Origin of the sequence: Streptomyces sp. NPDC047042, assembly GCF_040644035.1 — a bacterium.
Classification (GTDB): Bacteria; Actinomycetota; Actinomycetes; order Streptomycetales; family Streptomycetaceae; genus Streptomyces.
Genome location: NZ_JBEYVP010000002.1, coordinates 316,836 through 340,989 on the forward strand (window position 1 = coordinate 316,836; position 24,154 = coordinate 340,989).

General features: G+C 69.3%; 19 protein-coding genes. 5 read left to right on the forward strand and 14 right to left on the reverse strand.

The features are described 5' to 3' along the window. Nucleotides 1–307 precede the first annotated feature (307 nt). Nucleotides 308–3,790, forward strand: a complete 3,483-nt coding sequence (rpoB, locus tag ABZ855_RS03360; RefSeq protein ID WP_360800098.1) for a DNA-directed RNA polymerase subunit beta — start codon at nt 308–310, stop codon at nt 3,788–3,790. 112 nt (nt 3,791–3,902) lie between these two features. After that, the gene (locus tag ABZ855_RS03365; protein ID WP_360800102.1) at nt 3,903–7,802 is read left to right on the forward strand and encodes a DNA-directed RNA polymerase subunit beta'; all 3,900 of its coding nucleotides are present in this window, start codon (nt 3,903–3,905) and stop codon (nt 7,800–7,802) included. A 65-nt stretch (nt 7,803–7,867) separates the two neighbouring features. On the opposite strand, the gene ABZ855_RS03370 is transcribed toward ABZ855_RS03365, so the two are convergent. From ABZ855_RS03370 to ABZ855_RS03395, 6 genes are all read right to left on the reverse strand, one after another. Then, nucleotides 7,868–8,434: a hypothetical protein gene (locus ABZ855_RS03370; RefSeq protein WP_360800105.1), complete on the reverse strand. Its 567-nt coding sequence runs from the start codon at nt 8,432–8,434 to the stop codon at nt 7,868–7,870. Beyond that, nucleotides 8,434–9,540: a hypothetical protein gene (locus ABZ855_RS03375; RefSeq protein ID WP_360800108.1), complete on the reverse strand. Its 1,107-nt coding sequence runs from the start codon at nt 9,538–9,540 to the stop codon at nt 8,434–8,436. The genes ABZ855_RS03370 and ABZ855_RS03375 overlap by 1 nt, the downstream gene beginning before the upstream one ends. A 41-nt stretch (nt 9,541–9,581) precedes the next feature. Further along, nucleotides 9,582–10,802: a hypothetical protein gene (locus ABZ855_RS03380; protein WP_360800111.1), complete on the reverse strand. Its 1,221-nt coding sequence runs from the start codon at nt 10,800–10,802 to the stop codon at nt 9,582–9,584. Nucleotides 10,803–10,887: 85 nt separating this feature from the next. Next, on the reverse strand, nt 10,888–11,838 hold the full coding sequence (locus ABZ855_RS03385; protein ID WP_360800114.1) for a phage tail protein: 951 nt from the start codon (nt 11,836–11,838) through the stop codon (nt 10,888–10,890). A gap of 425 nt (nt 11,839–12,263) precedes the next feature. Beyond that, nucleotides 12,264–13,550: a tape-measure protein gene (locus tag ABZ855_RS03390; RefSeq protein WP_360800117.1), complete on the reverse strand. Its 1,287-nt coding sequence runs from the start codon at nt 13,548–13,550 to the stop codon at nt 12,264–12,266. After that, nucleotides 13,547–14,713, reverse strand: a complete 1,167-nt coding sequence (locus ABZ855_RS03395) for a phage tail protein (protein WP_360800294.1) — start codon at nt 14,711–14,713, stop codon at nt 13,547–13,549. Before ABZ855_RS03395 ends, ABZ855_RS03390 begins: the two co-directional genes overlap by 4 nt. Nucleotides 14,714–15,389: 676 nt before the next feature. On the opposite strand from ABZ855_RS03395, the gene ABZ855_RS03400 reads away from it, so the two are divergent. Next, nucleotides 15,390–16,049 (forward strand): hypothetical protein, encoded by a 660-nt coding sequence (locus ABZ855_RS03400; protein ID WP_360800120.1) that lies wholly within the window; start codon nt 15,390–15,392, stop codon nt 16,047–16,049. Between the two features lie 57 nt (nt 16,050–16,106). Here ABZ855_RS03400 and ABZ855_RS03405 read toward each other — a convergent pair whose 3' ends face one another. The 5 genes from ABZ855_RS03405 to ABZ855_RS03425 all read right to left on the reverse strand — a co-directional run bounded on the left by ABZ855_RS03405 (nt 16,107) and on the right by ABZ855_RS03425 (nt 18,753). Continuing rightward, a complete protein-coding gene (locus tag ABZ855_RS03405; RefSeq protein ID WP_360800298.1) occupies nt 16,107–16,514 on the reverse strand; it encodes a hypothetical protein in 408 nt (135 codons plus the stop codon). Between the two features lie 65 nt (nt 16,515–16,579). Further along, the gene (locus ABZ855_RS03410) at nt 16,580–16,870 is read right to left on the reverse strand and encodes a hypothetical protein (RefSeq protein WP_319206612.1); all 291 of its coding nucleotides are present in this window, start codon (nt 16,868–16,870) and stop codon (nt 16,580–16,582) included. Nucleotides 16,871–17,077: 207 nt separating this feature from the next. Further along, nucleotides 17,078–17,686 (reverse strand): phage tail protein, encoded by a 609-nt coding sequence (locus ABZ855_RS03415; RefSeq protein WP_360800124.1) that lies wholly within the window; start codon nt 17,684–17,686, stop codon nt 17,078–17,080. A gap of 55 nt (nt 17,687–17,741) precedes the next feature. Further along, nucleotides 17,742–18,158 (reverse strand): hypothetical protein, encoded by a 417-nt coding sequence (locus ABZ855_RS03420; RefSeq protein WP_319206616.1) that lies wholly within the window; start codon nt 18,156–18,158, stop codon nt 17,742–17,744. A gap of 157 nt (nt 18,159–18,315) precedes the next feature. After that, entirely contained in the window at nt 18,316–18,753 is a 438-nt protein-coding gene (locus ABZ855_RS03425) for a helix-turn-helix transcriptional regulator (protein ID WP_360800127.1), read from the reverse strand. 216 nt (nt 18,754–18,969) lie between these two features. On the opposite strand from ABZ855_RS03425, the gene ABZ855_RS03430 reads away from it, so the two are divergent. Both ABZ855_RS03430 and ABZ855_RS03435 read left to right on the forward strand, forming a co-directional pair. Beyond that, nucleotides 18,970–19,662: a hypothetical protein gene (locus tag ABZ855_RS03430; RefSeq protein WP_360800130.1), complete on the forward strand. Its 693-nt coding sequence runs from the start codon at nt 18,970–18,972 to the stop codon at nt 19,660–19,662. Nucleotides 19,663–19,748: 86 nt separating this feature from the next. After that, nucleotides 19,749–19,934: a hypothetical protein gene (locus ABZ855_RS03435; RefSeq protein WP_360800301.1), complete on the forward strand. Its 186-nt coding sequence runs from the start codon at nt 19,749–19,751 to the stop codon at nt 19,932–19,934. A gap of 137 nt (nt 19,935–20,071) precedes the next feature. Here the strand turns inward: ABZ855_RS03435 and ABZ855_RS03440 are convergent, their stop codons facing one another. From ABZ855_RS03440 to ABZ855_RS03450, 3 genes are read right to left on the reverse strand one after another with little or no spacing between them, the layout of a single operon-like run. Continuing rightward, nucleotides 20,072–21,622, reverse strand: a complete 1,551-nt coding sequence (locus tag ABZ855_RS03440; protein WP_360800133.1) for a M48 family metalloprotease — start codon at nt 21,620–21,622, stop codon at nt 20,072–20,074. Nucleotides 21,623–21,669: 47 nt separating this feature from the next. Beyond that, on the reverse strand, nt 21,670–22,242 hold the full coding sequence (locus ABZ855_RS03445) for a Pycsar system effector family protein (RefSeq protein WP_360800136.1): 573 nt from the start codon (nt 22,240–22,242) through the stop codon (nt 21,670–21,672). Continuing rightward, nucleotides 22,239–24,149 (reverse strand): hypothetical protein, encoded by a 1,911-nt coding sequence (locus ABZ855_RS03450; protein ID WP_360800139.1) that lies wholly within the window; start codon nt 24,147–24,149, stop codon nt 22,239–22,241. Before ABZ855_RS03450 ends, ABZ855_RS03445 begins: the two co-directional genes overlap by 4 nt. Between the last annotated feature and the right edge of the window lie 5 nt (nt 24,150–24,154).

Consider the following 24,154-nt stretch of genomic DNA (forward strand, 5'->3'; position numbering starts at 1 on the left):
ATGGATCGGTGGCGAAGAGGGCAGTATCGATGTGCATCGAGGGCGTGGCTTGCAGCAGGGGTTGAGAGCGACGAGGGTCTTCAAAAACCCGCACTGGACATCAGTGGGCCAAGTGGCTACACTGACCCTTTGCGCTGCCTGTTAGCTGCCTCCTGCCCGTCACCAGGGGCATGCCCTCGCTTGAGCACCGACGATCGGACCTTCTCCGACCTGGCCTTTACCGGCTGGTCGTGGAGCGCCCGTCTCTGTGCCCCGGGGAGGGGCCGGTACGCGCGTAGTGAGTCCGAGCCCTCGGAAGGACCCCCTCTTGGCCGCCTCGCGCACTGCCTCCGCGAATACGAACAACGGCGCCAGCACTGCCCCGCTGCGCATCTCTTTTGCAAAGATCAAGGAGCCCCTCGAGGTTCCGAACCTCCTTGCGCTGCAAACCGAGAGCTTCGACTGGCTGCTCGGTAACGCCGCGTGGAAGGCTCGTGTCGAGGCGGCTCTGGACAGCGGACAGGACGTCCCCACCAAGTCCGGTCTGGAGGAGATCTTCGAGGAGATCTCCCCGATCGAGGACTTCTCCGGGTCGATGTCCCTGACGTTCCGCGACCACCGTTTCGAGCCTCCCAAGAACTCGATCGACGAGTGCAAGGAGCGCGACTTCACGTACTCCGCGCCCCTCTTCGTCACGGCCGAGTTCACCAACAACGAGACCGGCGAGATCAAGTCCCAGACGGTCTTCATGGGCGACTTCCCGCTCATGACCAACAAGGGCACCTTCGTCATCAACGGCACCGAGCGTGTCGTGGTGTCGCAGCTGGTCCGTTCGCCGGGTGTCTACTTCGACTCCTCCATCGACAAGACGTCCGACAAGGACATCTTCTCCTCCAAGGTGATCCCCTCCCGGGGTGCCTGGCTGGAGATGGAGATCGACAAGCGCGACATGGTCGGTGTCCGCATCGACCGCAAGCGCAAGCAGTCCGTCACCGTTCTCCTGAAGGCTCTCGGCTGGACCACCGAGCAGATCCTCGAGGAGTTCGGCGAGTACGAGTCCATGCGCGCCACCCTGGAGAAGGACCACACCCAGGGCCAGGACGACGCGCTGCTCGACATCTACCGCAAGCTCCGTCCGGGCGAGCCGCCGACCCGTGAGGCCGCGCAGACGCTTCTGGAGAACCTGTACTTCAACCCGAAGCGCTACGACCTCGCCAAGGTCGGCCGTTACAAGGTCAACAAGAAGCTGGGCGGCGAGGCCCCGCTGGACGCCGGTGTGCTGACCGTCGAGGACATCATCTCGACGATCAAGTACCTGGTGAAGCTGCACGCCGGTGAGACCGAGACCGTTGGCGACAACGGCACGACGATCGTCGTCGAGACCGACGACATCGACCACTTCGGCAACCGTCGTCTGCGCAACGTCGGCGAGCTCATCCAGAACCAGGTCCGTACGGGTCTGGCGCGTATGGAGCGAGTCGTCCGCGAGCGCATGACGACCCAGGACGTCGAGGCGATCACACCGCAGACCCTGATCAACATCCGGCCGGTCGTCGCCTCCATCAAGGAGTTCTTCGGCACCAGCCAGCTGTCGCAGTTCATGGACCAGAACAACCCGCTGTCGGGTCTCACCCACAAGCGCCGTCTGTCGGCTCTTGGCCCGGGTGGTCTCTCCCGTGAGCGGGCCGGCTTCGAGGTCCGTGACGTGCACCCCTCGCACTACGGCCGCATGTGTCCGATCGAGACCCCTGAAGGCCCGAACATCGGTCTGATCGGCTCGCTCGCCTCCTACGGCCGGGTCAACGCGTTCGGCTTCGTCGAGACCCCGTACCGCAAGGTCGTCGAGGGTGTCGTCACCGACGAGGTCGACTACCTGACCGCCGACGAGGAAGACCGCTTCGTCATCGCCCAGGCGAACGCGACCCTCTCCGAGGACATGCGCTTCGAGGAGTCCCGCGTGCTCGTCCGCCGCCGTGGCGGCGAGATCGACTACATCCCCGGCGACGACGTCGACTACATGGACGTCTCCCCGCGCCAGATGGTGTCCGTCGCGACCGCGATGATCCCCTTCCTGGAGCACGACGACGCCAACCGTGCCCTCATGGGCGCGAACATGATGCGCCAGGCCGTGCCGCTGATCACCGCCGAGGCCCCCCTCGTCGGTACGGGCATGGAGTACCGCTGCGCCGTCGACGCCGGCGACGTCATCAAGGCCGAGAAGGCGGGTGTGGTCCAGGAGGTCTCCGCGGACTACGTCACCGTCGCCAACGACGACGGCACGTACACCACGTACCGCGTCGCGAAGTTCTCGCGTTCCAACCAGGGCACCTCGGTCAACCAGAAGGTCGTCGTCAACGAGGGCGACCGGGTCGTCGAGAACCAGGTTCTCGCCGACGGGCCGGCCACCCAGGAAGGCGAGATGGCGCTGGGCAAGAACCTGCTCGTCGCCTTCATGCCCTGGGAGGGTCACAACTACGAGGACGCGATCATCCTGTCGCAGCGCCTCGTGCAGGACGACGTCCTCTCCTCGATCCACATCGAGGAGCACGAGGTCGACGCCCGTGACACCAAGCTCGGCCCCGAGGAGATCACCCGGGACATCCCGAACGTCTCCGAGGAGGTCCTCGCCGACCTCGACGAGCGCGGCATCATCCGCATCGGTGCCGAGGTCGTCGCCGGTGACATCCTCGTCGGCAAGGTCACGCCCAAGGGTGAGACCGAGCTGACCCCCGAGGAGCGCCTGCTCCGCGCGATCTTCGGTGAGAAGGCGCGCGAGGTCCGCGACACCTCGCTGAAGGTGCCGCACGGCGAGATCGGCAAGGTCATCGGCGTCCGCGTCTTCGACCGTGAGGAGGGCGACGAGCTGCCGCCGGGCGTGAACCAGCTGGTTCGTGTCTACGTGGCGCAGAAGCGCAAGATCACGGACGGTGACAAGCTCGCCGGCCGCCACGGCAACAAGGGTGTCATCTCGAAGATCCTGCCGATCGAGGACATGCCGTTCCTCGAGGACGGAACTCCGGTCGACATCATCCTCAACCCGCTGGGTGTGCCGTCCCGAATGAACCCGGGGCAGGTACTGGAGATCCACCTCGGCTGGCTCGCCAGTCGCGGCTGGGACGTCTCCGGCCTCGCGGACGACTGGGCGCAGCGCCTCCAGGCCATCGAGGCCGACGTGGTCGCTCCCGGTACCAACGTCGCCACCCCCGTCTTCGACGGTGCGCGTGAGGACGAGCTGGCGGGTCTGCTGAACCACACCATCCCGAACCGCGACGGTTCGCGCATGGTGCTCCCGACAGGTAAGGCGCCCCTGTTCGACGGCCGCTCCGGCGAGCCGTTCCCGGAGCCGGTCTCGGTCGGCTACATGTACATCCTCAAGCTCCACCACCTGGTCGACGACAAGCTGCACGCCCGTTCGACCGGTCCGTACTCGATGATCACCCAGCAGCCGCTGGGTGGTAAGGCCCAGTTCGGTGGCCAGCGATTCGGTGAGATGGAGGTGTGGGCGCTGGAGGCATACGGCGCCGCGTACGCCCTCCAGGAGCTGCTGACCATCAAGTCCGACGACGTGACCGGCCGCGTGAAGGTCTACGAGGCCATCGTCAAGGGCGAGAACATCCCCGAGCCCGGCATCCCCGAGTCCTTCAAGGTGCTCATCAAGGAGATGCAGTCTCTCTGCCTCAACGTGGAGGTGCTGTCCAGTGACGGTATGTCCATCGAAATGCGTGACACCGACGAGGACGTCTTCCGCGCGGCGGAGGAGCTCGGCATCGACCTGTCCAGGCGTGAGCCGAGCAGCGTCGAAGAGGTCTGACGGGAGTTCGGCGGGCCTTGAGCACCTTTGGAAAGGTGCAACAAGGCCTGCCGGCCCCAGGACCCCCGTATCAGACCCCATGACTTACAACCCTGAGAGGGATTGACGCATAGTGCTCGACGTCAACTTCTTCGACGAGCTCCGGATCGGCCTGGCTACGGCGGACGACATCCGTCAGTGGAGCCACGGCGAGGTCAAGAAGCCCGAGACGATCAACTACCGCACGCTCAAGCCCGAAAAGGACGGACTCTTCTGCGAGAAGATCTTCGGTCCGACCCGGGACTGGGAGTGCTACTGCGGCAAGTACAAGCGCGTCCGCTTCAAGGGCATCATCTGTGAGCGCTGTGGCGTCGAGGTCACTCGCGCCAAGGTGCGCCGTGAGCGGATGGGTCACATCGAGCTGGCCGCTCCCGTCACCCACATCTGGTACTTCAAGGGCGTTCCGTCGCGTCTTGGCTACCTGCTCGACCTCGCCCCGAAGGACCTCGAGAAGGTCATCTACTTCGCGGCGTACATGATCACGTACGTCGACGACGAGCGTCGTACGCGTGACCTGCCCTCCCTGGAGGCGCATGTCTCCGTCGAGCGGCAGCAGATCGAGAACCGGCGTGACGCCGACCTCGAGGCCCGCGCCAAGAAGCTCGAGAGCGACCTGGCCGAGCTGGAGGCCGAGGGCGCCAAGGCCGACGTACGCCGCAAGGTGCGCGAAGGTGCCGAGCGGGAGATGAAGCAGCTGCGCGACCGTTCGCAGCGCGAGATCGACCGTCTCGACGAGGTGTGGACCCGGTTCAAGAACCTCAAGGTCCAGGACCTGGAGGGCGACGAGCTGCTCTACCGCGAGCTGCGCGACCGCTTCGGGACCTACTTCGACGGTTCGATGGGTGCCGCGGCGCTGCAGAAGCGCCTGGAGTCCTTCGACCTCGAGGAGGAGGCCGAGCGCCTCCGCGAGATCATCCGTACCGGCAAGGGCCAGAAGAAGACCCGCGCCCTGAAGCGGCTGAAGGTCGTGTCTGCCTTCCTGCAGACCTCCAACAGCCCCAAGGGCATGGTTCTCGACTGCGTCCCGGTCATCCCGCCGGACCTTCGCCCGATGGTGCAGCTGGACGGTGGCCGCTTCGCGACCTCCGACCTGAACGACCTGTACCGCCGTGTGATCAACCGGAACAACCGTCTGAAGCGGCTTCTCGACCTCGGCGCGCCCGAGATCATCGTCAACAACGAGAAGCGCATGCTTCAGGAGGCCGTCGACGCGCTGTTCGACAACGGTCGTCGTGGTCGTCCGGTCACCGGTCCCGGTAACCGCCCGCTGAAGTCCCTCAGCGACATGCTGAAGGGCAAGCAGGGTCGATTCCGTCAGAACCTGCTCGGCAAGCGTGTGGACTACTCCGCGCGTTCCGTGATCGTCGTCGGTCCGCAGCTGAAGCTGCACCAGTGCGGTCTGCCGAAGGCGATGGCGCTGGAGCTCTTCAAGCCGTTCGTGATGAAGCGCCTGGTCGACCTGAACCACGCGCAGAACATCAAGAGCGCCAAGCGCATGGTCGAGCGCGGCCGGACCGTCGTGTACGACGTTCTGGAAGAGGTCATCGCGGAGCACCCGGTTCTCCTGAACCGTGCGCCCACGCTGCACCGCCTCGGCATCCAGGCCTTCGAGCCGCAGCTCGTCGAGGGCAAGGCCATCCAGATCCACCCGCTCGTCTGCACCGCGTTCAACGCGGACTTCGACGGTGACCAGATGGCCGTCCACCTGCCGCTCTCCGCGGAGGCGCAGGCCGAGGCCCGCATCCTGATGCTGTCCTCGAACAACATCCTCAAGCCCGCCGACGGCCGTCCGGTGACGATGCCGACCCAGGACATGGTCCTCGGTCTGTTCTTCCTCACCACCGACGGTGAACTGCGTGACGTCAAGGGCGAGGGCCGCGCGTTCGGCTCCACGGCCGAGGCGATCATGGCGTTCGACGCCGGTGAGCTCGCGCTGCAGTCGGCGATCGACATCCGCTTCCCGGTGGGCACCATCCCGCCGCGCGGCTGGACCCCGCCGGCCCGCGAGGAGAACGAGCCCGAGTGGCAGCAGGGGGACACCTTCCGCCTGCGCACCACGCTGGGCCGCGCGCTCTTCAACGAGCTGCTGCCCGAGGACTACCCGTTCGTCGACTACTCGGTGGGCAAGAAGCAGCTGGGTGAGATCGTCAACGACCTCGCCGAGCGCTACCCCAAGGTCATCGTGGCGGCGACGCTCGACAACCTGAAGTCGGCCGGCTTCTACTGGGGTACTCGCTCCGGTGTCACCGTGGCCATCTCCGACGTCGTCGTGCCCGAGGCCAAGAAGGCCATCGTCGCGGGCTACGAGGCGCAGGACGAGAAGGTCCAGAAGCAGTACGAGCGCGGTCTGATCACCAAGGACGAGCGCACGCAGGAACTCATCGCGATCTGGACCAAGGCGACCAACGAGGTCGCCGAGGCGATGAACGCGAACTTCCCCAAGACGAACCCCATCTTCATGATGGTTGACTCGGGTGCCCGAGGAAACATGATGCAGATGCGGCAGATCGCCGGTATGCGTGGTCTGGTGTCGAACGCCAAGAACGAGACGATTCCGCGTCCCATCAAGGCGTCGTTCCGCGAGGGCCTGTCCGTGCTGGAGTACTTCATCTCCACCCACGGTGCCCGTAAGGGTCTCGCCGACACCGCCCTGCGTACCGCCGACTCGGGTTACCTCACCCGTCGTCTGGTGGACGTCTCGCAGGACGTCATCATCCGCGAGGAGGACTGCGGCACCGACCGCGGCCTCAAGCTGGCCATCGCCGAGCGCGGCGAGGACGGTGTGCTGCGCAAGACCGAGAACGTCGAGACGTCGGTGTACGCACGTGCGCTGGCCGAGGACATCACCCTCGACGGACGGGTGCTGGCCCCGGCCAACACCGACCTCGGTGACGTCCTCATCGACGAGCTCGTCCGGCACGGCGTCGAGGAGGTCAAGACCCGCTCGGTCCTGACCTGCGAGTCCGCCGTCGGCACCTGCGCCATGTGCTACGGCCGTTCGCTGGCCACCGGCAAGCTGGTCGACATCGGTGAGGCGGTCGGCATCATCGCCGCCCAGTCCATCGGTGAGCCCGGTACCCAGCTGACGATGCGTACCTTCCACACCGGTGGTGTGGCCGGTGACGACATCACCCAGGGTCTGCCCCGTGTCGTCGAGCTCTTCGAGGCTCGTACGCCCAAGGGTGTCGCCCCGATCTCGGAGGCGGCCGGCCGCGTCCGTATCGAGGAGACCGAGAAGACCAAGAAGATCGTCATCACCCCGGACGACGGCAGCGACGAGACGGCGTTCCCGATCTCGAAGCGCGCCAAGGTCATGGTGCGTGAGGGTGACCACGTCGAGGTGGGCCAGAAGCTCACCTTCGGTGCCACCAACCCGCACGACGTGCTGCGGATCCTCGGTCAGCGCGCGGTCCAGGTCCACCTGGTCGGCGAGGTCCAGAAGGTCTACAACTCGCAGGGTGTGTCGATCCACGACAAGCACATCGAGATCATCATCCGGCAGATGCTCCGCCGTGTGACGATCATCGAGTCCGGCGACGCCGAGCTGCTGCCCGGTGAGCTGGTCGAGCGTGGCAAGTTCGAGACCGAGAACCGTCGTGTGGTCCAGGAAGGCGGCCACCCGGCCTCCGGCCGTCCGCAGCTGATGGGTATCACCAAGGCCTCGCTGGCGACGGAGTCCTGGCTGTCGGCCGCCTCCTTCCAGGAGACGACCCGAGTTCTGACGGACGCGGCGATCAACGCCAAGTCCGACAGCCTCATCGGCCTCAAGGAGAACGTCATCATCGGTAAGCTCATCCCGGCCGGTACGGGTCTGTCCCGCTACCGCAACATCCGGGTGGAGCCGACCGAGGAGGCCAAGGCCGCGATGTACTCGGCCGTCGGCTACGACGACATCGACTACTCGCCGTTCGGCACGGGCTCCGGCCAGGCCGTTCCGCTGGAGGACTACGACTACGGTCCGTACAACCAGTAAGGCGTACGTCTGAAGCACTGAAGGGCGGCCACTCCGTTTCGTACGGGGTGGCCGCCCTTCGGCGTTCAGGCCCCGCAGCCGTACATCAGCTGCGGCTGGGCGTAGACCGTGCCGGAGGCGCTGGTGACCAGCGCCTGGATCTCGACCCGGAGGAGGTTTTCGAGGTCCGCGCCGAGGTCGTCGGTCACGGGGGCGGTGTAGTCGAAGTCCACGCCCGCGGCGACCGGTTCGCCCCACTGGGCGCCGTCCACGAGCACCCGGACCGAGCCGGTGGCGCCCGAGCTGACCCTGGTCTGCACGCGCAGACGCATACGCGGCTGCCACAACGGGTTCTGCGACACCGCGATCGTCGTCCAGGCGGTCGTGGTGGTCTGCGGCCAGCGGGTCAACGCGGTGTCCTGCGGGGGCAGCATCGCCAGCCAGGGCCGGGCCAGCCCCCCGGCGCCGACGGAGAAGACGGCCGCGTCGCCCGACGCCGGCCGTACGTGGAGCCAGCCCCCGTCGGTGATCTCCACGCCGCCGCCGGCCACCCTGTTGAGCGCGGGCCGTGAGTTGACGGCCGTGGACAGCTGCTGGATACGGCGTTCCATGGCGGTGAGCCGGTCGATGATGTCCTCGGGCAGCTGGGGCATCAGGGCTCCTCCAGATAGAGCTCGGCGGTGTCGGGGCGGCCGCGCTGCGCCGGGCTGACCTTGACGCCGATGATCCGGTAGCGGACGTCCAGGCCCTCGGGCCACCACTCGTCGGTGATGCGGATACGGACCGTCCGGCCGAGCAGCGCGGGCGGCACCATGTCGTCGAGGCGGACGCTGATCTCGGGGACCACCACAGCTCCGGCGGCCGAGGCCAGTTCGGCGGTGGCCAGGGAGCGGAGCGTGTCGGTGTCGGTGACCGTGTTGTGGTCCGAGGTCAGGTCGATGAGCGGGTAGCCGGCGTTGATCAGGGCGGTGGCCGGCGGGGCGTCGGCGTACAGCGGACGGGATTCCTCGGCCTGGTTGTCGTTGACCGAGGCGCCGCGAGCGCGCGCGGTGGTGCCGCCGCGGGTGGCGTCGCGCGGGAAGGAGTACGACAGGATCGTGCCCGGACGGTCCATCACCAGGTCGGTCGTCCCGGTGCGGATCCGGGGACTGCCCAGACGCAGTCTGCGGATACGGGCGCCGGTGGCCGGGTCGCGGTACACGGCGATGTGGTGCTCGAAGCCGTTGTCCAGGGCGGCCAGCGCGTCGAGTGCCTCGGAGTAGACGATCTCGTCGCCGTCGCGGTACGAGACGGTCCGGGTCGCCGAGGAAGTCTCGGTGCCGTAGGTGACGAGGATGTCGCCGCCCGGGAGCGAGGTCTGCATGTGCCGCCACAGTCTCCGTGCCAGGTCCAGCTGCTCGGTGTCCGTGTAGCTGAGGTCGGCGCGGATACGGCGGCGGCCCGCGTACGAGTCGAAGGTCGCCGCCTGGATGCCGAGGGTGAGCACCCCGCGTTCGTCGCTCTGCAGGGTGCTGGTCCAGATGATGCCGCCCCACCACAGGTCGCTGCCGCGCTCCAGATAGACCGCCGTGCGGCCCTCCTCGATACGGCGGACCCGGGCGGCGAGGGCCGCGGTGGGGACGGGGATGGTGCCGGAGAACGATCCGGCCCTGCCGATGTAGTCGTCCACGGTGACGTCCCGTACGGGCAGGATGTCGATGGTGCGGTCGGTGCGCAGGTCGCAGAAGATCGCGCGGTACGGGGTGGTGACGGTTGCCATACGGCGGTCAACTCCTGTGTCGCGTCAACGGAAAACGGGGCTCAGGACGCGGACTGGTAGGTGCCGGAGATCGACAGGACGGAGCCGGAGACCCAGGTGAAGGGGTTGGCCTTGTTCCACGCGGCGGCGGCGGTGCCCAGCGTGGTGGTGAACCGGGTCGCCACGCCGACCCCGTCGGCGGTGGTGGCCAGCTGGCAGGTGCCCTGGAAGAACTTGAAGCCGTCGGAGTTGAAACCGACCACGTTCAGCACGATGTCGGTCATCCAGCCGAGGGCCGGGGGAGCGGGCAGGGAGAAGGACCACAGGGCGGCGGCGTCCTGGGCCGCGATGTTGGTCGTCGTCCCGATCGCCAGGCGGAGCCGGAGATGGACGACCGTGCCGATCTTGGCGTAGTTGGCGTTCAGGGCGCCGTTGCCGACGACCGGGGCGACGCCGGAGCTGGCCGACCAGACGGGCGTGTAGTTCTGCCAGGTGGGGACCTGCTGGTAGGAGACCCAGGTGCTGCCGTTCCAGCGCTGGAGCAGGCCGTTCGGGCCGTCACGGTGCTGGCCGGTGTAGCCGCCGTTGCCGATGGCGCCGTTGGGGGCGATGCCGCCGATGTCCTTCGGGTAGGCGACCCAGGCGGTGCCGTTCCAGCGCTGCAGCGCGTTGTTGGTGTCGCGGTACTGGCCGGGGTAGGCGCCGGTGCGGGAGTCGTTGTCCGTCGGGAGGATGCCGCCGACGGCCACGACACTGGCGCGCAGGTCGGTGACGGTGGAGGCGGAGGCCCAGGTGATGCCTCCGTTGCCGGCGCTGGAGTTCGCCGGGACGGTGACGGTGTACAGGGGCAGCGCGGCGGCCGGAGTCGCGGGCGGGGCCGGGTCGGTGGGGGAGACGGTGCCCTTGACGATCTCGACCACGGCTTCGGTGCGGCCCGAGGAGTCGTACTGGTCGTCGTAGATGCGTAGGACTACGAGGTCCTTGCGGGCGTACTCCTGACCGTCGCCGAACGTGAGTCTGATCGGCTCGGTGACGGCGACCGGGTAGGCGCCCCGGTCGTCCTCGGCCTGTACGACGGCCCGGCCGACGCCCACGGTGGCGGTCATGCCGCCGGAGGTGCCGGTCAGCGCGAAGCCCGTGATCCGGAAGTCCCCGTCGGGGGAGCCCGGGAAGATGCCGGAGCGGCCGCGGATGCCGGTGGCGGGGGTGACGCCGGTCTGGGCGACGCGGGTGTCCTCGCGGGTCTGGCCGTTCGGGGACAGCCAGGCGGAGCGTGCGTTCATGCCGAGCCCTTCTGTGGAGAGGGAGAGTCCCGGAGAGGGAAGGTTCTGGAGAGGGAGAGTTCCGGGAACCGGGGAGTGCGTGCCGTCACCACTCCGCGCTGCGCCAGCGCACCGACATCTGCGCGCCCGAGCCGAAGTCGTCGGGGCGGAAGGCCAGTTGGGCGCGGCCCGGGGCGAGCGCGAACAGTTCCTCCGGGCCGCTGTCCGGGGCGGCGGTGTACCGGCGGGATGCGGTGCCGTTGAGGGTGACCGTCCCGGCGCCGGTGTCCACGGCGAGCTGGTCGCCGGCGGCGAGCCGGATCGTGTAGCGCAGCCGGCGTCCGGTGGTGCGGTCGGTCACCGTGGGGTTGACGCAGGGCCCGCTGAAGGTGATCACCGGGTGCGTGGGCGCGGAGCCGTCGTTCTCGGCGACGACATCGCCGGTGGAGACGGTCTGGCCCCAGTACAGCGGCCAGGTCAGCGGCCAGCTCAGTCCGCTCTCCGGCTGCGGGGGCCCGGTGACCGCACTCTGTTCGGCGACCAGGTAGCGGCGCGGATCGGTGGCGTACCACTGGACGGCCGCCTTGGAGACGCCCTGGGTCGCGTACACGCGGTCGGCGGCCAGGACGCGCTGGCTGACCCTGGCCCGTACGGCCAGGGTCTCGCCGTGCAGCCGTACCGCCAGCCAGCGTTCCTCGTCGCCGAGCAGCAGGGCCCGGCGCAGGACGCGGGTCGCGGTCAGCGCGGACCGGGGGCTGCTCGTCGTCTCCGGGAGGGTCCATACGGTGGCGCCGATCCTGCGGGGCTTGGCGTAGCGGGCGCCTGCCCAGGCGCCGTGGGCGGTGGGGTGGTCGGCGTCGCCGGTGTCGAAGTCCGGCAGGTCCTCCCAGCCGGTGAGTCCGCCGCGATCGATCTCGTACGCCGTGCCGGGGCCCAGCAGCAGCCCGGCCCACTGGATCTGCCCTTCGCGGGTGATGAGCGAGCCCGGGGGCGGGTCCGGATCCGGGTCCGGGGCGGAGTCGGGGTACGCGGTCGTCGCGGCAAGTGCCTCGGCCATGGGGCCGTCACCTCACTGTCATGGGCCTTGTCAGGGATCTGGGGCATCTGCGGGTTCTGCGGGTTCTGCGGGGCTTGCGGGTTCTAGGGGTTCTGGGGGATCTGGGAATCTGCGGGGCCTGGGGGTTCTGCGGGTTCTGGGGGATCTGCGGGGCCTGTGGGTTCTGGGGGATTTGCAGGGCCTGCGGGGCCTGCAGGATCTGCGGGTTCTGCGGGGCCTGCGGGATCTGAGGGTTCTGCGGGTTCTGCGGGGCCTGCGGGATCTAGGGGATCTGCGGGGCCTGCGGGTCTGCGGGTTCTGCGGGTTCTGCGGGGCCTGCGGGATCTAGGGGATCTGCGGGGCCTGCGGGTTCTGCGGGTTCTGCGGGGCCTGCAGGATCTAGGGGATCTGCGGGGCCTGCGGGGTCTGCGGACTTGCAGCGGCCTTCAGGGATGCGCGTGGGCCGAGGCGAGGAAGAGCAGGTCCTCGGCGGTGGCCCGGGATCCGGCGCCCTCCGCCTCGCGGAACTCGGCCAGCCGGTACGGCGAGGACGACGGGGCCCGCCTCCTGCTTGCGAGGGCCCGCTGCTGTTCCAGGGCCGTGAGCGGCAGCACCTTGCCCGCGCGGCGGGCGATTCCGGGTACCGCGACACCGCCCTCGGCGAGCATCGGGATCTTGGGAATGTTGACGCCGAACGTCTTGCCGAGGATGTTGACGCTCAGCGAGTTGAGGCCGTCGATGATCCAGTTGGCGAAGGCGATCAGGCCGTTGATCGGGGCCTTGACCAGGCCGGCGACCATCTCGACCCCCGTACCGAGGAACCTCCCGATACCGCCGAGCGTGCTCGACATGGCGTTCTTGATCCGCTGGAACATGTCCGGGATGGAATGGGTGATCCAGTTGACGGCGGACTCCAGGACGCCCTGGAAGCCACGCCACACGGAGTCGACCTTCTCGCGCAGCGCCTGCGTGTTCCCGGTGGTGAGCGCCTGCAGAACGGCGAAGCCGGTGCCGACGACCGCGCCGACGACGGACAGGACGGTCGAGACGATGGTGAGGAGCGCGCCGAAGTACGTGCTCACCAGGTTTCCGATGATGTTCAGGACCGGGGTGATGACGGCGAGGTACCCCTCGACGTACTTCAGCACGATCGTCGCGAGCTGCTCGATGATCCGTTGTCCGGCCTCGGAGCTCACGGCGAGGTCGATGAGCCAGCCGGCGACGGGCAGGAGCAGGCCTGCGACGAAGCCGATGGGGTTGGCGCGGGTGAGGAGGTTGATGACCATCATCACCCCGCCGCCGATGGTCATGGCGAGGCCGAAGGCACCCATCAGGTCGCCCACGACGCCCATGGTGCCGGCCAACCCGGCGAGGAGCGTGGTCACCGTGGCGAGCCCTGCCCTGAGCAGGCCGACGGAACGGGCGGCGCTCCTGGCCCGGTCGCCGAACGACTTCATGCCCGTGCCGGCCCGCGCGGCCGACTGACCGAGCCTGGTCACCGAACGGGCGGCGGCGTCGGCCCCGGACTTGACCCGGCTCACCGCCTGTCCGCTCTGGGAGACGGAGGCGCGGATGCCGCCGGTGGCCGTGGCCGCACTCCGGATCCGGCCGGTGAGCCCGCCCAGGGCGCTCGCGCTCCGCGCCGCCTGTGTCCGGAAGGCGTTCAGTACGGGCAGGACGGGGGCGAGCGGGTCGGCGCCTGCCGGGCCCGCTGCCGCCGCTGTGGCACTCATCCCCGCCACCCTCGTGCCTTGGCCAGGAACATCAGCGCGTCGGCGGTGCGCTGCGGGTCACTGGAGGTGGCCGAGTAGTAGTTCTCGATGTGCAGGGCACCGCCCGCGCCGGTGGCTCCGTCGGTGCCGATGCGGCCCTGCGCCGCCGCGTTCCTGAGCATCCGGTCCAGCTTGCTCAGCGGCAGCACGGCCTCCGCCTCTCCGGCCTCGGCGAGAATCGCCGGTACGCCGCCGGAGCGGGGCAGGACGACACCGCCGGTCGCGAGGGTGGGGATCCTCGGCAGGTTCAGCCCGAACGTCTTGCCGCCGACGAACGGCACCCAGCCCGGGATCGACACCCTGATGCTGTTGAGCTTGCCGATCGCGGAGTTGATGAGCCCGATGACCGCGTTGATCGGTGTTCTCACGGCGTTCTTGATGCCGTCGAAGGCACGGCCCGCGATGTCCTTGAGCCCGTTCCAGGCGCTGGTGAGTTTGTCCTTGACGGCCTGGAAAGCGTTCGGGATGGCGGACTTGACCCAGTTGATCACGGGGGTGATCACGGCCTTGATGCCGTTCCACACGCCGCTGACGACACTCTTGATCGCGTTGAGGACGGTGGTGATGATGGTCTTCCAGATGTTGAAGTACGTCCGGATGACCGTGGCCACGGCCTGCACGACGGCGGAGATCGCCGTTTTTATCCCTTCCCAGATCTTCTTGATCAGGTCGGCCGCGGTTTTCATGATCGGCCCGATGGCCTTCATGACGTTGCCGATGACGGACCTGATGACCTCGAACGCGGTCTTCAGGATCTTCTGCATGGTCTTCGACTGGGTGGCCATGTCGATGACCTTCGCGATGAGCGGAGCCAGCAGAGCCGCGAGCAGGCCGAAGAGGTTCCCCTTCATCGACTTGTTCATTTTTTCCTGGCCCTTGGCGGCCTTGTTCGACCCGGCCTCGACTTTCGAGATGCCGGTGCCGGCGGTCTGGCCTGTTTTGCCGAATTTGGCCAGAGACTTCTCGGCCTGGTCGTTGGCGCTCCGTACGGAGTTCGCGGCGGTCACCGCGCCCTGGGTCGCCGCCGTGTTTGCTTTGATCTGGCCCGCGGTCTTCTGCTCAGCGGTGCCGAGCTTGCTCGTGGCCGTCGCGGCGCTGTTCGTGTTCGCGGTGGTCTTGCCCAAGAAATCGTTGGCGCCGGTCAGTGGGGCGACGAGTGTGGTGATGGTGCGGGCAAGGCCTGCGAAGGCGTTCTTCAGCGTGTTGACCGCGCCGGTGGTTTTCGCCAGATCCGCCGGCTTGGGGGAGCTCAGGGCGGGGCCGGTGGGTTTTGGCGTGCCCGACTTGGCGGAACCCGGTTTTTCGGGTGTCGTGGGCGTCTCGGGCTTCGGGGGTTCCTTTCCTTTTTTGAACCATTCCTTGATGATCTTCTTGGTGTCGTCGAACAGGACAAGCAGGGTGGCGGCTGACAAGATCAGGGAGACGATCAGAACCGATACGGCGCCGAAGTTCGCGGCTTTGATGGCCTGGATGATTTCCTTGACGACGGGAATGTTGGAGCCGGCGGCCGCAACGTCCGTTTTTTTGTCCGAAGGCCCGTCTGCGATGGCCTTCTTGAGATCGGCTATTTTCTCGTCGAGCAGCTTCGTACTGACCAGCTGATTGCGCAGGTCATTGATGCTCGTCTCGATCGAGGTTGTTTTGTCGTATACCTCATCAGTTGTGTGGTTGGCCACTTTCGACGACCTTCCTTGCCCGTTGTGGTGGCGCGGTGAAAGAACCGCCGGGATTTCGTGTCACGATCCTGCTGCGATCCGCCGCAGCCGAGTGGTCGGTGAACTACCTTGTGACTGACGGGACTTGACGCACGAGAGCAAGGCCGATGCGGTGGACGGGGAAGCGAGCAGGTTTCGGCACGACCATGTGATCGACTGGCTCGACCAGTCCAAGGATCTGGCCCATTTGATCGCCCGGGTGTCCGAACTGGTCCTCCGGCAGGGCTACGAACCCGAAGACCTCGTCGTCATGCCCCGGGGCGAGCTCGACCGGCGTGAACTCACCGCCTACAGCGCGGGCTGGGCCGACGTCGTCTCCGAGCAGCTGCCCGGGATACGGCACGAATACGAGGTCCGGATCACCGCCGCCTACCTCCAGGGCCAGGAGGACGCGCGGATCGGGCGCCGGCCCCGCCGGACGGGACCCTCGAAGAGACCCGAGGGTGAGCGCGAGGGTGAGGTCATTCCGCTGCCGTACGTCCAGCTGCTCGAACCCCCGCCCGCCGTGACCGGAGTGGAGCGGCGAGGGGAACGGGAGCGGGCCGTGGCCGACCGTGATCCCGGGGCAGCGGTGGGGTCCGGGCCGGCTTCCGGGACGGAGGCCACCCTCGACCCCCAGCCCGACCTCCTGCTCTCGGCCCGTGAGGTACGGGAGCGGCGCGCGGCCGGGGCGTCGCGCGGACAGGAGCAGGAGGCGCCCCCGGCGGAGCCCGCGGAGCCCCCGGACCCGCCCGAGCCTGCCTGACGGCGACCCGGATCGCCGGAATCGCAGGAATCGCCGGAATCGCCGGCCGCACCGGCATCACCCGAAGAAGCGAGCCACCTGGGACGGAGTCGCTGTCGTCGATGTCGGCGACGCAGGCGGCGGTGTCGTTTCCGTGCCGTCGGTATCGTCCCCGTAGTACGGGAACGCGTCCTCGGATCCGTACCGGTCCTCGCCCGCTCCCCCCGCCTTCCCGTCCTCCGGCCGCCGTACCGGCGTCGGCAGCTCCGGTGGGTCCGCGTCCTCGTCCCTGTTGACGGACGCGAACATCCAGTTGGCGGCGGCCAGATGGTCCACGGTCGCGGCCAGCAGATGCTCGGCGATCGACCACTCCGCGGCCTCGCCGTGCAGTTCCCGGTTCAGGGCGCAGTCGCGCGGCAGATGCTTGACCAGCACCGTGAGCCGTCGGGAGGAGAGCCGGCCGCGGTGCCAGTCGAGCAGGTCGATGCCGTAGAAGCGGAGCAGGTCCGCCTCCAGTGCCTCGGCGTGTTCGTCGACGAACACGCCGAGGCTCAGCCTTCCCCCAGGCCGAGCCCCGTCTCCTTGCCGTATGCCTCGAGGATCGCGGCGATGTCCTGCATGGTGACCTCGTGCCGTTCGAAGCGAGCGAACTGCTCCTCGCCCATGAGCAGCTCGAGCAGCCCGTCCACGTCGTTGTCGTCGAGCTTGCGCAGGGCCTTGGCGGTGGCGCGGGACAGCTCGGTCGGCAGGGTGAAGGTGTCGCCGTCCAGGTTGAACGACCAGGTGCGCCCAAGGGCTTCGAGGCGCTGGGCGCGGGCGGCGTTGACGTCGAAAGAGGACATCTCGGTCGTACTCCTTGTCAGAGGCAGTGGAGTGGGCGGTGGGGGCGGTGGGGGTGGTGAGGGCGGTTCGGGGCGGTTGGGGGCGGTTGGGGCCGGACACCGGCCGCGGAGAGGCCGCCTCCGTTGGCCGCCTCCGTTGGCCCTCCCGGCAGCCTCCCGCCGGTGGCCCTTTCGGTGGTCGCCCCCGGTGTCCGGCGGGTGAGCGGGTCAGACCGCGTACGCCGCGTCCTTCATGACGAAGCCGCCCAGGGCATCGCCGTCGGCGGAGGCGAGAGCCTGGAAGGTGATGCCGAGCTGGGCCGGGGCCTTGCGGCCCAGCTTGATGTCGTCGGACGCCGTGACCTGGCCGCGCGGGATGCCGAAGCGGTACGTCACGACCGACCCGTCGCTCGCCCGCACGTCCGTGAACTCCAGACCGAGTGCGCGGACGTCGGCGTACGCCCGGTCGGCGATCTCGTACTCGAAGACACCCGAGCCGCCCGCGGAGCCCTCGACGGGTTTGACCGAGCCGCCGCCCATGAAGAACGGCAGCGTGTCCTCGTTGAACTGGAGCAGCGAGAACTTCAGCGTCAGGTCCCGGTCGGAGTAGACGAAGTGCACCGGGCTGATGGTCTGCCAGCTGTCGACGGCCTCCAGCTTGTCCTTCTTGCTGAAGGTGACCCCCTCGCCGGAGGTGTAGCCCAGGTTCTTCCAGGCGGTGCCCCAGTCGGCGGCCGGGGTGTCGGAGAAGGCTGTCGGTACGGCCGTGCCGGCGACGGCGACGTAGAGGCGGCCGCTTCCCGCGATGCGGATCTCTGAGGTGTTGCTACCTGCCATTGCTGGTTCTCCTCAACTCGTGGACAGAACTAAGGGGGGCAACAGGACGAAGGGGTCAATAGACGTTGACGGACACCTTGAGGACGCACACGTAACGGTTGGCCGCCCGGTAGAGGTAGTCGGGCAGCCAGCGGGGGCCGTCCTCCTCCACGACGTCGGTGATCAGATTCGTGCCGTACGTATGTCCGGCCGCGGCGAGTACGGCGCGACGGCCCGCGTTGGCCAGGGTGTGGGCGGCGGCCTTGGTCGGCCCGTACACCTCCAGCTCGATGAGCGGTTCGTCGACGTGCAGATCGCCGATCCAGGCGCCACCGCGCCGGTTGACGAGGACGGCGGATTCGGTGCCGTCGAAGTCGCTGGGCGGCTCGACCGCGACGAGCGCGGTGGAGAGGGCCGGGTCGGCTTCGAGGATGTCCACGATCAGGGCTTCGACTTCGAGGAAGGTCTCGGGGGGAGGTATGGGTGAGGTCATGCCGGATCACCTCGGGCGGCTGGGCGGCAGGGCGGCTGGGGCGAGCAGGGCGGGCGCACGAAAAAGGGGTTCCTGGAAGTCAGGAACCCCTGATGAGCGGACACAGCTCTGCTGCTGGCGCCAACTGTGACAGATTGCGCGCTCGCGCGCAACTTGCTCAGTGTGAGGCGAGTGGCGTCCCCGCGTCGGCCACCGGCAGGAACGGCTCCACGGCTCTGGCGAACCGCTCGCGCCGGTCCACAGGCACCCCGAGAAGCTCCGCCGCCTCGTCGACCGTGAGCCGGCGCGTCGGGGTGGAGGCCGGCGGGGCGGGCAGGTGCGCGCGGGGTTCGGTCAGTTCCTCGGCGGTCAGCCGGCCGGAGCGGATGAGCATCTCGCGGACCGACACGTCCAGCACACGGGCGAGCCGACGGGTGGTCTCCAGGTCCGGCATGCTCTGCCGGTGCAGCAGCCGCGTCACGGCGGCCCGGTGTACGCCCGCCTCGTCCGCGATGCGTGACTTTCCGCCGCCGCGTGGGCTGTCGATGTCGTAGCCGCGCCCGCGCAGCAACCCTTCGACCCATGCCGCGAACACGTCAAGCTCGGGGGTGGTCATTGGCGCTACTCGCTTTCTTCGGGGGTGCCGAGAGTTTAGCTTGCGTGCGCGCGCGGAATTACGAGCGTGCGGCCACTGTGGCGCAAGGGCACGGGGGGAAGGTCCGGGGCATGTGGGGTTCGTTGGACGGACGGCGCGAGAGCGCCATTCATAGCTTGGGCGCTCAGAAGTTCTCGGTGTCGGGGATCGCGGCCGACCCCGGCCTCGGGGGTTCCGATGGCTGACTGCCCGACCGCGCACGCCGCGCTGTGGATCGGCGTCCTGGTGCAGCAGTTCCCCGAACTCGCCGAGGAGCTGGCTCCCGGCCGGGGCCGCGCGCCCGGTCGCCGGGGCCGTACGGCACCCGAGCCCTCGGCGGAGCTCGGCGCCCGCCTCCGCCGGGAACGCGAGGAGGCCCTGTTGCTCCAGCAGCACCACGGTCTGGCGGCCCCCGGGCCCGGAACAGCTCCGCTGCGCCTGCACATATCCGACGCCATCCGTGACATCGCGGACGGCGTGGTCGAACTGGAGGAGGCCGTACGCGACCGGCTCGGGCTGCCCAGGTCGGACCGTGCTCCCGTGCCGGAACGGTTGCGTCGTATCGGTGCTCTGCTCGACGAGATCGCCACGGACCCCGAGCTGGCCGCGCACGTGCGCGACGAGACCCGCCGGTTGGCCCGCCGCTGCGCCCGGGCGTTGGGCGACACCGAGATCGTCGTACGGGTGTCCGGTCGCTGCCCCTGGTGCGACTCGGTCTCCCTGCGGGCCTTCCCCGACCGGCGGGCGGTTCTCTGCATCAACCCCGCGTGCCGCTGCACCGACACCGACTGCGGCTGCCACCACGATCCCGGCCATCGGCACCGGTGGCCGGAAGGGGAGTGGGAGGAGCGGATCGCCACCGCGGGCTCGTTCGTGGGGAGCAGCCGATGAACCCGCCGATGAACCCGCCGGCGAACACGCGGACGAACGCGCGGACGAGCGCTCGGACGAGTGCTTCGTGGGACGGTTCGGCGACCCTGATCACCGGTGAACTGGCCGCCCGGGAGATCGGCGTGGCACCTGCCACCATTCGCAAATGGGTTCAGCTGGGTCGCCTCACCGCTGCGGGCCGGGCCGGGCGTGCCCTGCTCTTCCGCCTGGAGGACGTGTTCGCCGCGGAACGCGCGACGCGTGCGGCGGCCAGACGATCACGGGAGCGCTGAAGTCGCCGGACGCCGAGGACGCCGAGGACGCCGAGGACGCCGAGGACGCCGAGAACGCCGAGAACGCCGAGAACGCCGAAGGGCGGCCACCCGGACGCGGGGTGACCGCCCTTCGAGGGGGCCGGTGACGCTTCGGCTCAGCGCTGTTGCTGCTGCAGGTAGGGCTGCAGGTGGTGCAGCCGGGTGTAGTAGTCCGGGTGCGAGGAGAGCAGCTTGCTCAGCGGGCTCTCCTCCGGGGCGACGCCGTTGTTGAGGGCGGCGAGCGCGGCCGTCTGCCGCTGCTCCTCCTGGTGGAGCTTGCCGAGTACGGAGGCCAGCATCGGGGCGAAGCCGAGGGCGGCGGCGTGCTCGTCGGCGCGGAGTTCGGCGCGGCGGCCGACGGCTGCGAGCGCGTACGGAACACCGAGGATCAGCAGGGGCAGGCCGTACAGGGTGCTTATGGTCGCCATCGCGATGCCGCCGAGGACGAGTAGGACGAAGCCGACGCCGAAGCAGGAGAAGGCGCGGGACACCTGGAAGACGAACACGGAGAACGCGCGCAGGAACCGCCAGGCGATACGGCCCGGCTGCGCGTACCAGTAGCCGAGCAGCCCCGACCAGGCGTGGCCGCCGACGTGGTGGCCCAGCTCGTGGGCCATGACGGCGGCGAGTTCGCCGTTGGGCAGCTCGTTCATGGCGAAGCGGGTGACGCCGACGATGTGGCCGGCGGCGGCCACCGCGTTCAGGCCGTCGCTGTCCTCGACCCAGAGTTCGTAGTTGCGGCCCTCGACGCCCGCGCGGGCGGTGACCTCGCGCCAGACCGGTTCGAGTTTGGCTCGTTCTTGCGGCGTGGGGTGGCGCAGGTGAAGCAGACGGCGCGCGAGCGCGCTTTCGGTGGGCTTGTGGAAGACGAGTGCGCCGCTCAGGATCCAGGCGATGATCACGAGGAAGGCGAGGTCTCCGAAGAAGAGGGAGAACATGCTGACGACGAGGAGGCTGCAGAGGAAGTTCGGCAGGTAGAGGAGGAGGTTGCCCACGGCGGTGGCGTCGGTACGGCGCTGGTGGGCGGCGATGTGGACGCGGCCGCGGTCGGTGGAGATGTGGTGGGGGTGCTCGGTGGAGTCCGGGACGGGCGGACCGGGCGGGCTGGGGGTGCCGGGGTCGGCCGGGGGCCGCTGAGGGGGCGCGTACTGCGGGGGGATGGGCTGGGCGGTGGCCTGCGGGTACGTCGGTGGAGGCTGGGCCGGGGCCGCGCCCGGGTAGACGGGTGGCTGCTGGGCCGGGTCCAGGGGTGAGCCCGGGTAGGCCGGGGGCTGGGCGGCGTCGGGGTACGGGGGTGCCTGGGCGGCGCCCGGGTACGAGGGCGGCTGGGCCGGGCCCGGGTACGGGGGTGCCGTTGCGGCGCCTGGGTACGGCGGCGGTGCCTGCGCGGGCTGAGCGGCCTGCGGGTGGAAGGGGGAGGGTTGCCCGGGATACGCGGGAGCGGACTGCTCGGGGTACGCGGGGCCGGACTGCGAGGGGTACACGGGAGCGGACCGGTCGGGGTATTCGGGGTATGTCGGCGGGATTGATGGCCGGTCCGCTGCCGGCTCGGGGTACGACGGTGGGGCCGAGCGCCGGTCCGCTGCCGGCTCGGGGTACGGCGGCGGATACAGGGGCTGTTCGGAGGGCTCGGGGTGTTCCGGTGGGGACGACGGTGGGTGGGTCATGGTCTTCCTTCAGGTGCCGGGGTGGTGGCTGAGCGGTCCGAACCTGTTCAGCCGATGAGCAGCGAGGCGGGGAGGAGGAGCGTGCCGGCGCAGAACGAGATCAGGCCGGTACGGATCCACTGGTGCTTGCGCGCGGCGATACGGCTCGTCTCGGTGAGCGCCGAGGTGAGCGCGGCCGTGGGATCGCGCTGGGTGTCGGCGAGCGCGGCCTCCAACTGGCCCAGCCGTACGGCCTGTTGGATGTCGCCGAAGTAGGACAGGGGCTGGCCCGGCGTCCAGGGTTCGGAGCGGTAGCGGGGCAGGACGGCAAGGAGCAGCGAGAACAGGGACAGCACCAGGGACGCGGCCCCGGCGCTCCAGACGACGGTGCCGAACGTCGTCAGCGCGGCCGGGTTCCAGTTCCGCCCGGCGAGCAGTCCGCTGAACACCCCGGCGGTCATCCCGAGTGCGGCCACCAGCACGGATGCCTTGCTGTCGGCCCGGGCGATCTCGGTACGGAGGTCCACGAGGAGGCGCTCGCAGAGCTGGATGCGGTCGGTCGGCGCGGCAGGCCCGGCGGGGGCGGCAGGGGTGCCTGGTGGGGGTGGTGCCGGGTTGGTGGCGGGGTCGAGCGTCGTCACGTGCCGCTGCCCGCCCTGTCTTCCTCCTCCTTGAGCCCGGCACCTGGGTCCTCGGCCGGACCGTCCGCCGGCGCGGTCTGCTGCTCGGGGAGGGTCGGGGTGCTGCCGTAGCCCGGGGGCGGCTGCCAGGCGGGGGCGGCGGCGCCGGGGGTCTGGGGAGCGGGCGGGGTGTACGGCTGCTGGTACGGCGGGGGAGTGGGCGGGGCGTAGGCGGGGATCGTGGGGGCGCCGGGGAAGCCGCCGGGGCCCGGGGTGCCGTATGCGGGGGCTGCTCCGTAGGGCGTGGCGAGGCCGGGGCCGGCGGGCTGCGGATGGGCACCCGGGGCCGGGGTGGCCGGCGGCGTCGCCGGCTGGGCGGGGGGCTGGGTGCCCCAGGCGGGGGCGGTGGCCGGCGGCTGGCCCGGAGCGGCACTCGGAGGCGTCGGGGGCTGGGCCGCCTGGGCCTGCGAGGTGGCGCCTGGCCGCTGATCGGCGGGCTCGGCGGCGGGCCGGCCGAAGGCGTGGCCGGGCTGGGCGTGCGAGGGGGCCGGGCTGACGGGGGTGTGGCCGGGTGAGGCGTACGAGGAGTCGAGGCCGCCTGGGACGGGCGGGCCCTGGACGAATCCCGGCTGGCCTGGCTGGCTCGGCGGGATTCCCGGCTGACCCGGCGGGATTCCCGGCTGACCCGGGGGGATTCCCGGCTGGCCCATGGCGTAGCCCGGGTGCGGCGGGAAGCCGGGGGTTCCGGGGGCCCCGGGGATGCCCTGCCCGTACGCCGGGTCCGTCGGGTCGGTGCCCGGCAGCGGGGGCGGGGTCTGTGGGACTCCCGGAAGGCGCTGGTTCAGGATGTCGCTCACCGTGCGCAGCGCCAGCTGCTTCGGTCCCTCCAGTTCGAACTTCTCCGCGTTGTCGCCGTGCAGCAGGTCCTTCACCAGGTCCATCTGGGCCTGGATCATGCGCAGCTGGTCGTCGCGCATGCTCGTCATGACCAGGCGGGAGTCCTCCGGGTGCTGGGCCAGATGGAGGGCCCACTGCTGGACTCCGCCCTGGGACAGGTGCCACTGGTAGTAGGCGACCTTCTCCGCCTCGATCTTCTGCAACTCCAGTTCCTGGTGGCCCTGTTGGATGGAGAGCTGGTGCTGCTGGCTGCTCTGCAGGGCCGCCTGTTCGTAGTCCCAGCGCTGCTGCTGGAGTGCCAGGTGCTGCTGCTGGGCGCCGTACGACATCGAGCGTTCGATCTGGAGTGCGTCCTGCTGACGGTTGCGGCGGTCCACCTCCACGTCGACCTCGGAGCCGCGCTGGGCCGCCCGTACCTGCTCGGTCGCGCTGTGGTCGATCGCCTGGAGGCGGCGCTGGTGGTCGATGTTCTCCTGGTCGCGGCGCAGCCGCAGGGTCCAGGTCGCCTGGAGGCCGGCCGGGGCGCCCAGCGGGCCCAGGACGTTGATCGCCTGGAGAAGCTCCCCCTCCGCCGCCGCGCTCTCCGCGATCGGGAAGCGCCGGCTCACCGGGCGGGCGGCGCGCTGGAGCTCGCCGATGAGCAGGCCGGGCACGTCCCGGTGCCCGCTCTCCACGAACCGGGCCGGGTCGACGACCTGCCAGGACATGTCGATCTCGGCCGAGAACTCGAACGCGTCGTTGTCACTGGGGAGGGTCAGCGTGCCGGAGAACGGGTGCACGCCCATGTCGATCTCGTACACCGCCGTGTAGTGGCGGGCGGCGATCTCGCTGCGGGTCGGGCGGCGGGGCGGGAGGTAGGACTCGTAGCCGCCCTTGGCGGTCGCGAAGACGAGCGCGTGGTCGATCCGGACCGTCGACTTCAGGGACAGTTCGAAGCGCGACAGCTGCCGCACGGTGAGGACCGGGTCGATCAGCTGGGTGTGCCGGTCCGCGGTCTGCTGCCACTCGGGCGGGCGGTTGAAGGCGGGCATCGTGC

Excerpts from the sequence above, each read along its gene's own strand:
- ABZ855_RS03430 (WP_360800130.1), top strand. The coding sequence starts at position 18,970 with ATGGCTGACTGCCCGACCGCGCACGCCGCGCTGTGGATCGGCGTCCTG.
- ABZ855_RS03425 (WP_360800127.1), bottom strand. The coding sequence starts at position 18,753 with ATGACCACCCCCGAGCTTGACGTGTTCGCGGCATGGGTCGAAGGGTTG.
- ABZ855_RS03420 (WP_319206616.1), bottom strand. The coding sequence starts at position 18,158 with ATGACCTCACCCATACCTCCCCCCGAGACCTTCCTCGAAGTCGAAGCC.
- ABZ855_RS03370 (WP_360800105.1), bottom strand. The coding sequence starts at position 8,434 with ATGCCCCAGCTGCCCGAGGACATCATCGACCGGCTCACCGCCATGGAA.
- ABZ855_RS03390 (WP_360800117.1), bottom strand. The coding sequence starts at position 13,550 with ATGAGTGCCACAGCGGCGGCAGCGGGCCCGGCAGGCGCCGACCCGCTC.
- ABZ855_RS03380 (WP_360800111.1), bottom strand. The coding sequence starts at position 10,802 with ATGAACGCACGCTCCGCCTGGCTGTCCCCGAACGGCCAGACCCGCGAG.
- ABZ855_RS03415 (WP_360800124.1), bottom strand. The coding sequence starts at position 17,686 with ATGGCAGGTAGCAACACCTCAGAGATCCGCATCGCGGGAAGCGGCCGC.
- ABZ855_RS03375 (WP_360800108.1), bottom strand. The coding sequence starts at position 9,540 with ATGGCAACCGTCACCACCCCGTACCGCGCGATCTTCTGCGACCTGCGC.
- ABZ855_RS03440 (WP_360800133.1), bottom strand. The coding sequence starts at position 21,622 with ATGACCCACCCACCGTCGTCCCCACCGGAACACCCCGAGCCCTCCGAA.
- ABZ855_RS03450 (WP_360800139.1), bottom strand. The coding sequence starts at position 24,149 with ATGCCCGCCTTCAACCGCCCGCCCGAGTGGCAGCAGACCGCGGACCGG.
- ABZ855_RS03410 (WP_319206612.1), bottom strand. The coding sequence starts at position 16,870 with ATGTCCTCTTTCGACGTCAACGCCGCCCGCGCCCAGCGCCTCGAAGCC.
- ABZ855_RS03385 (WP_360800114.1), bottom strand. The coding sequence starts at position 11,838 with ATGGCCGAGGCACTTGCCGCGACGACCGCGTACCCCGACTCCGCCCCG.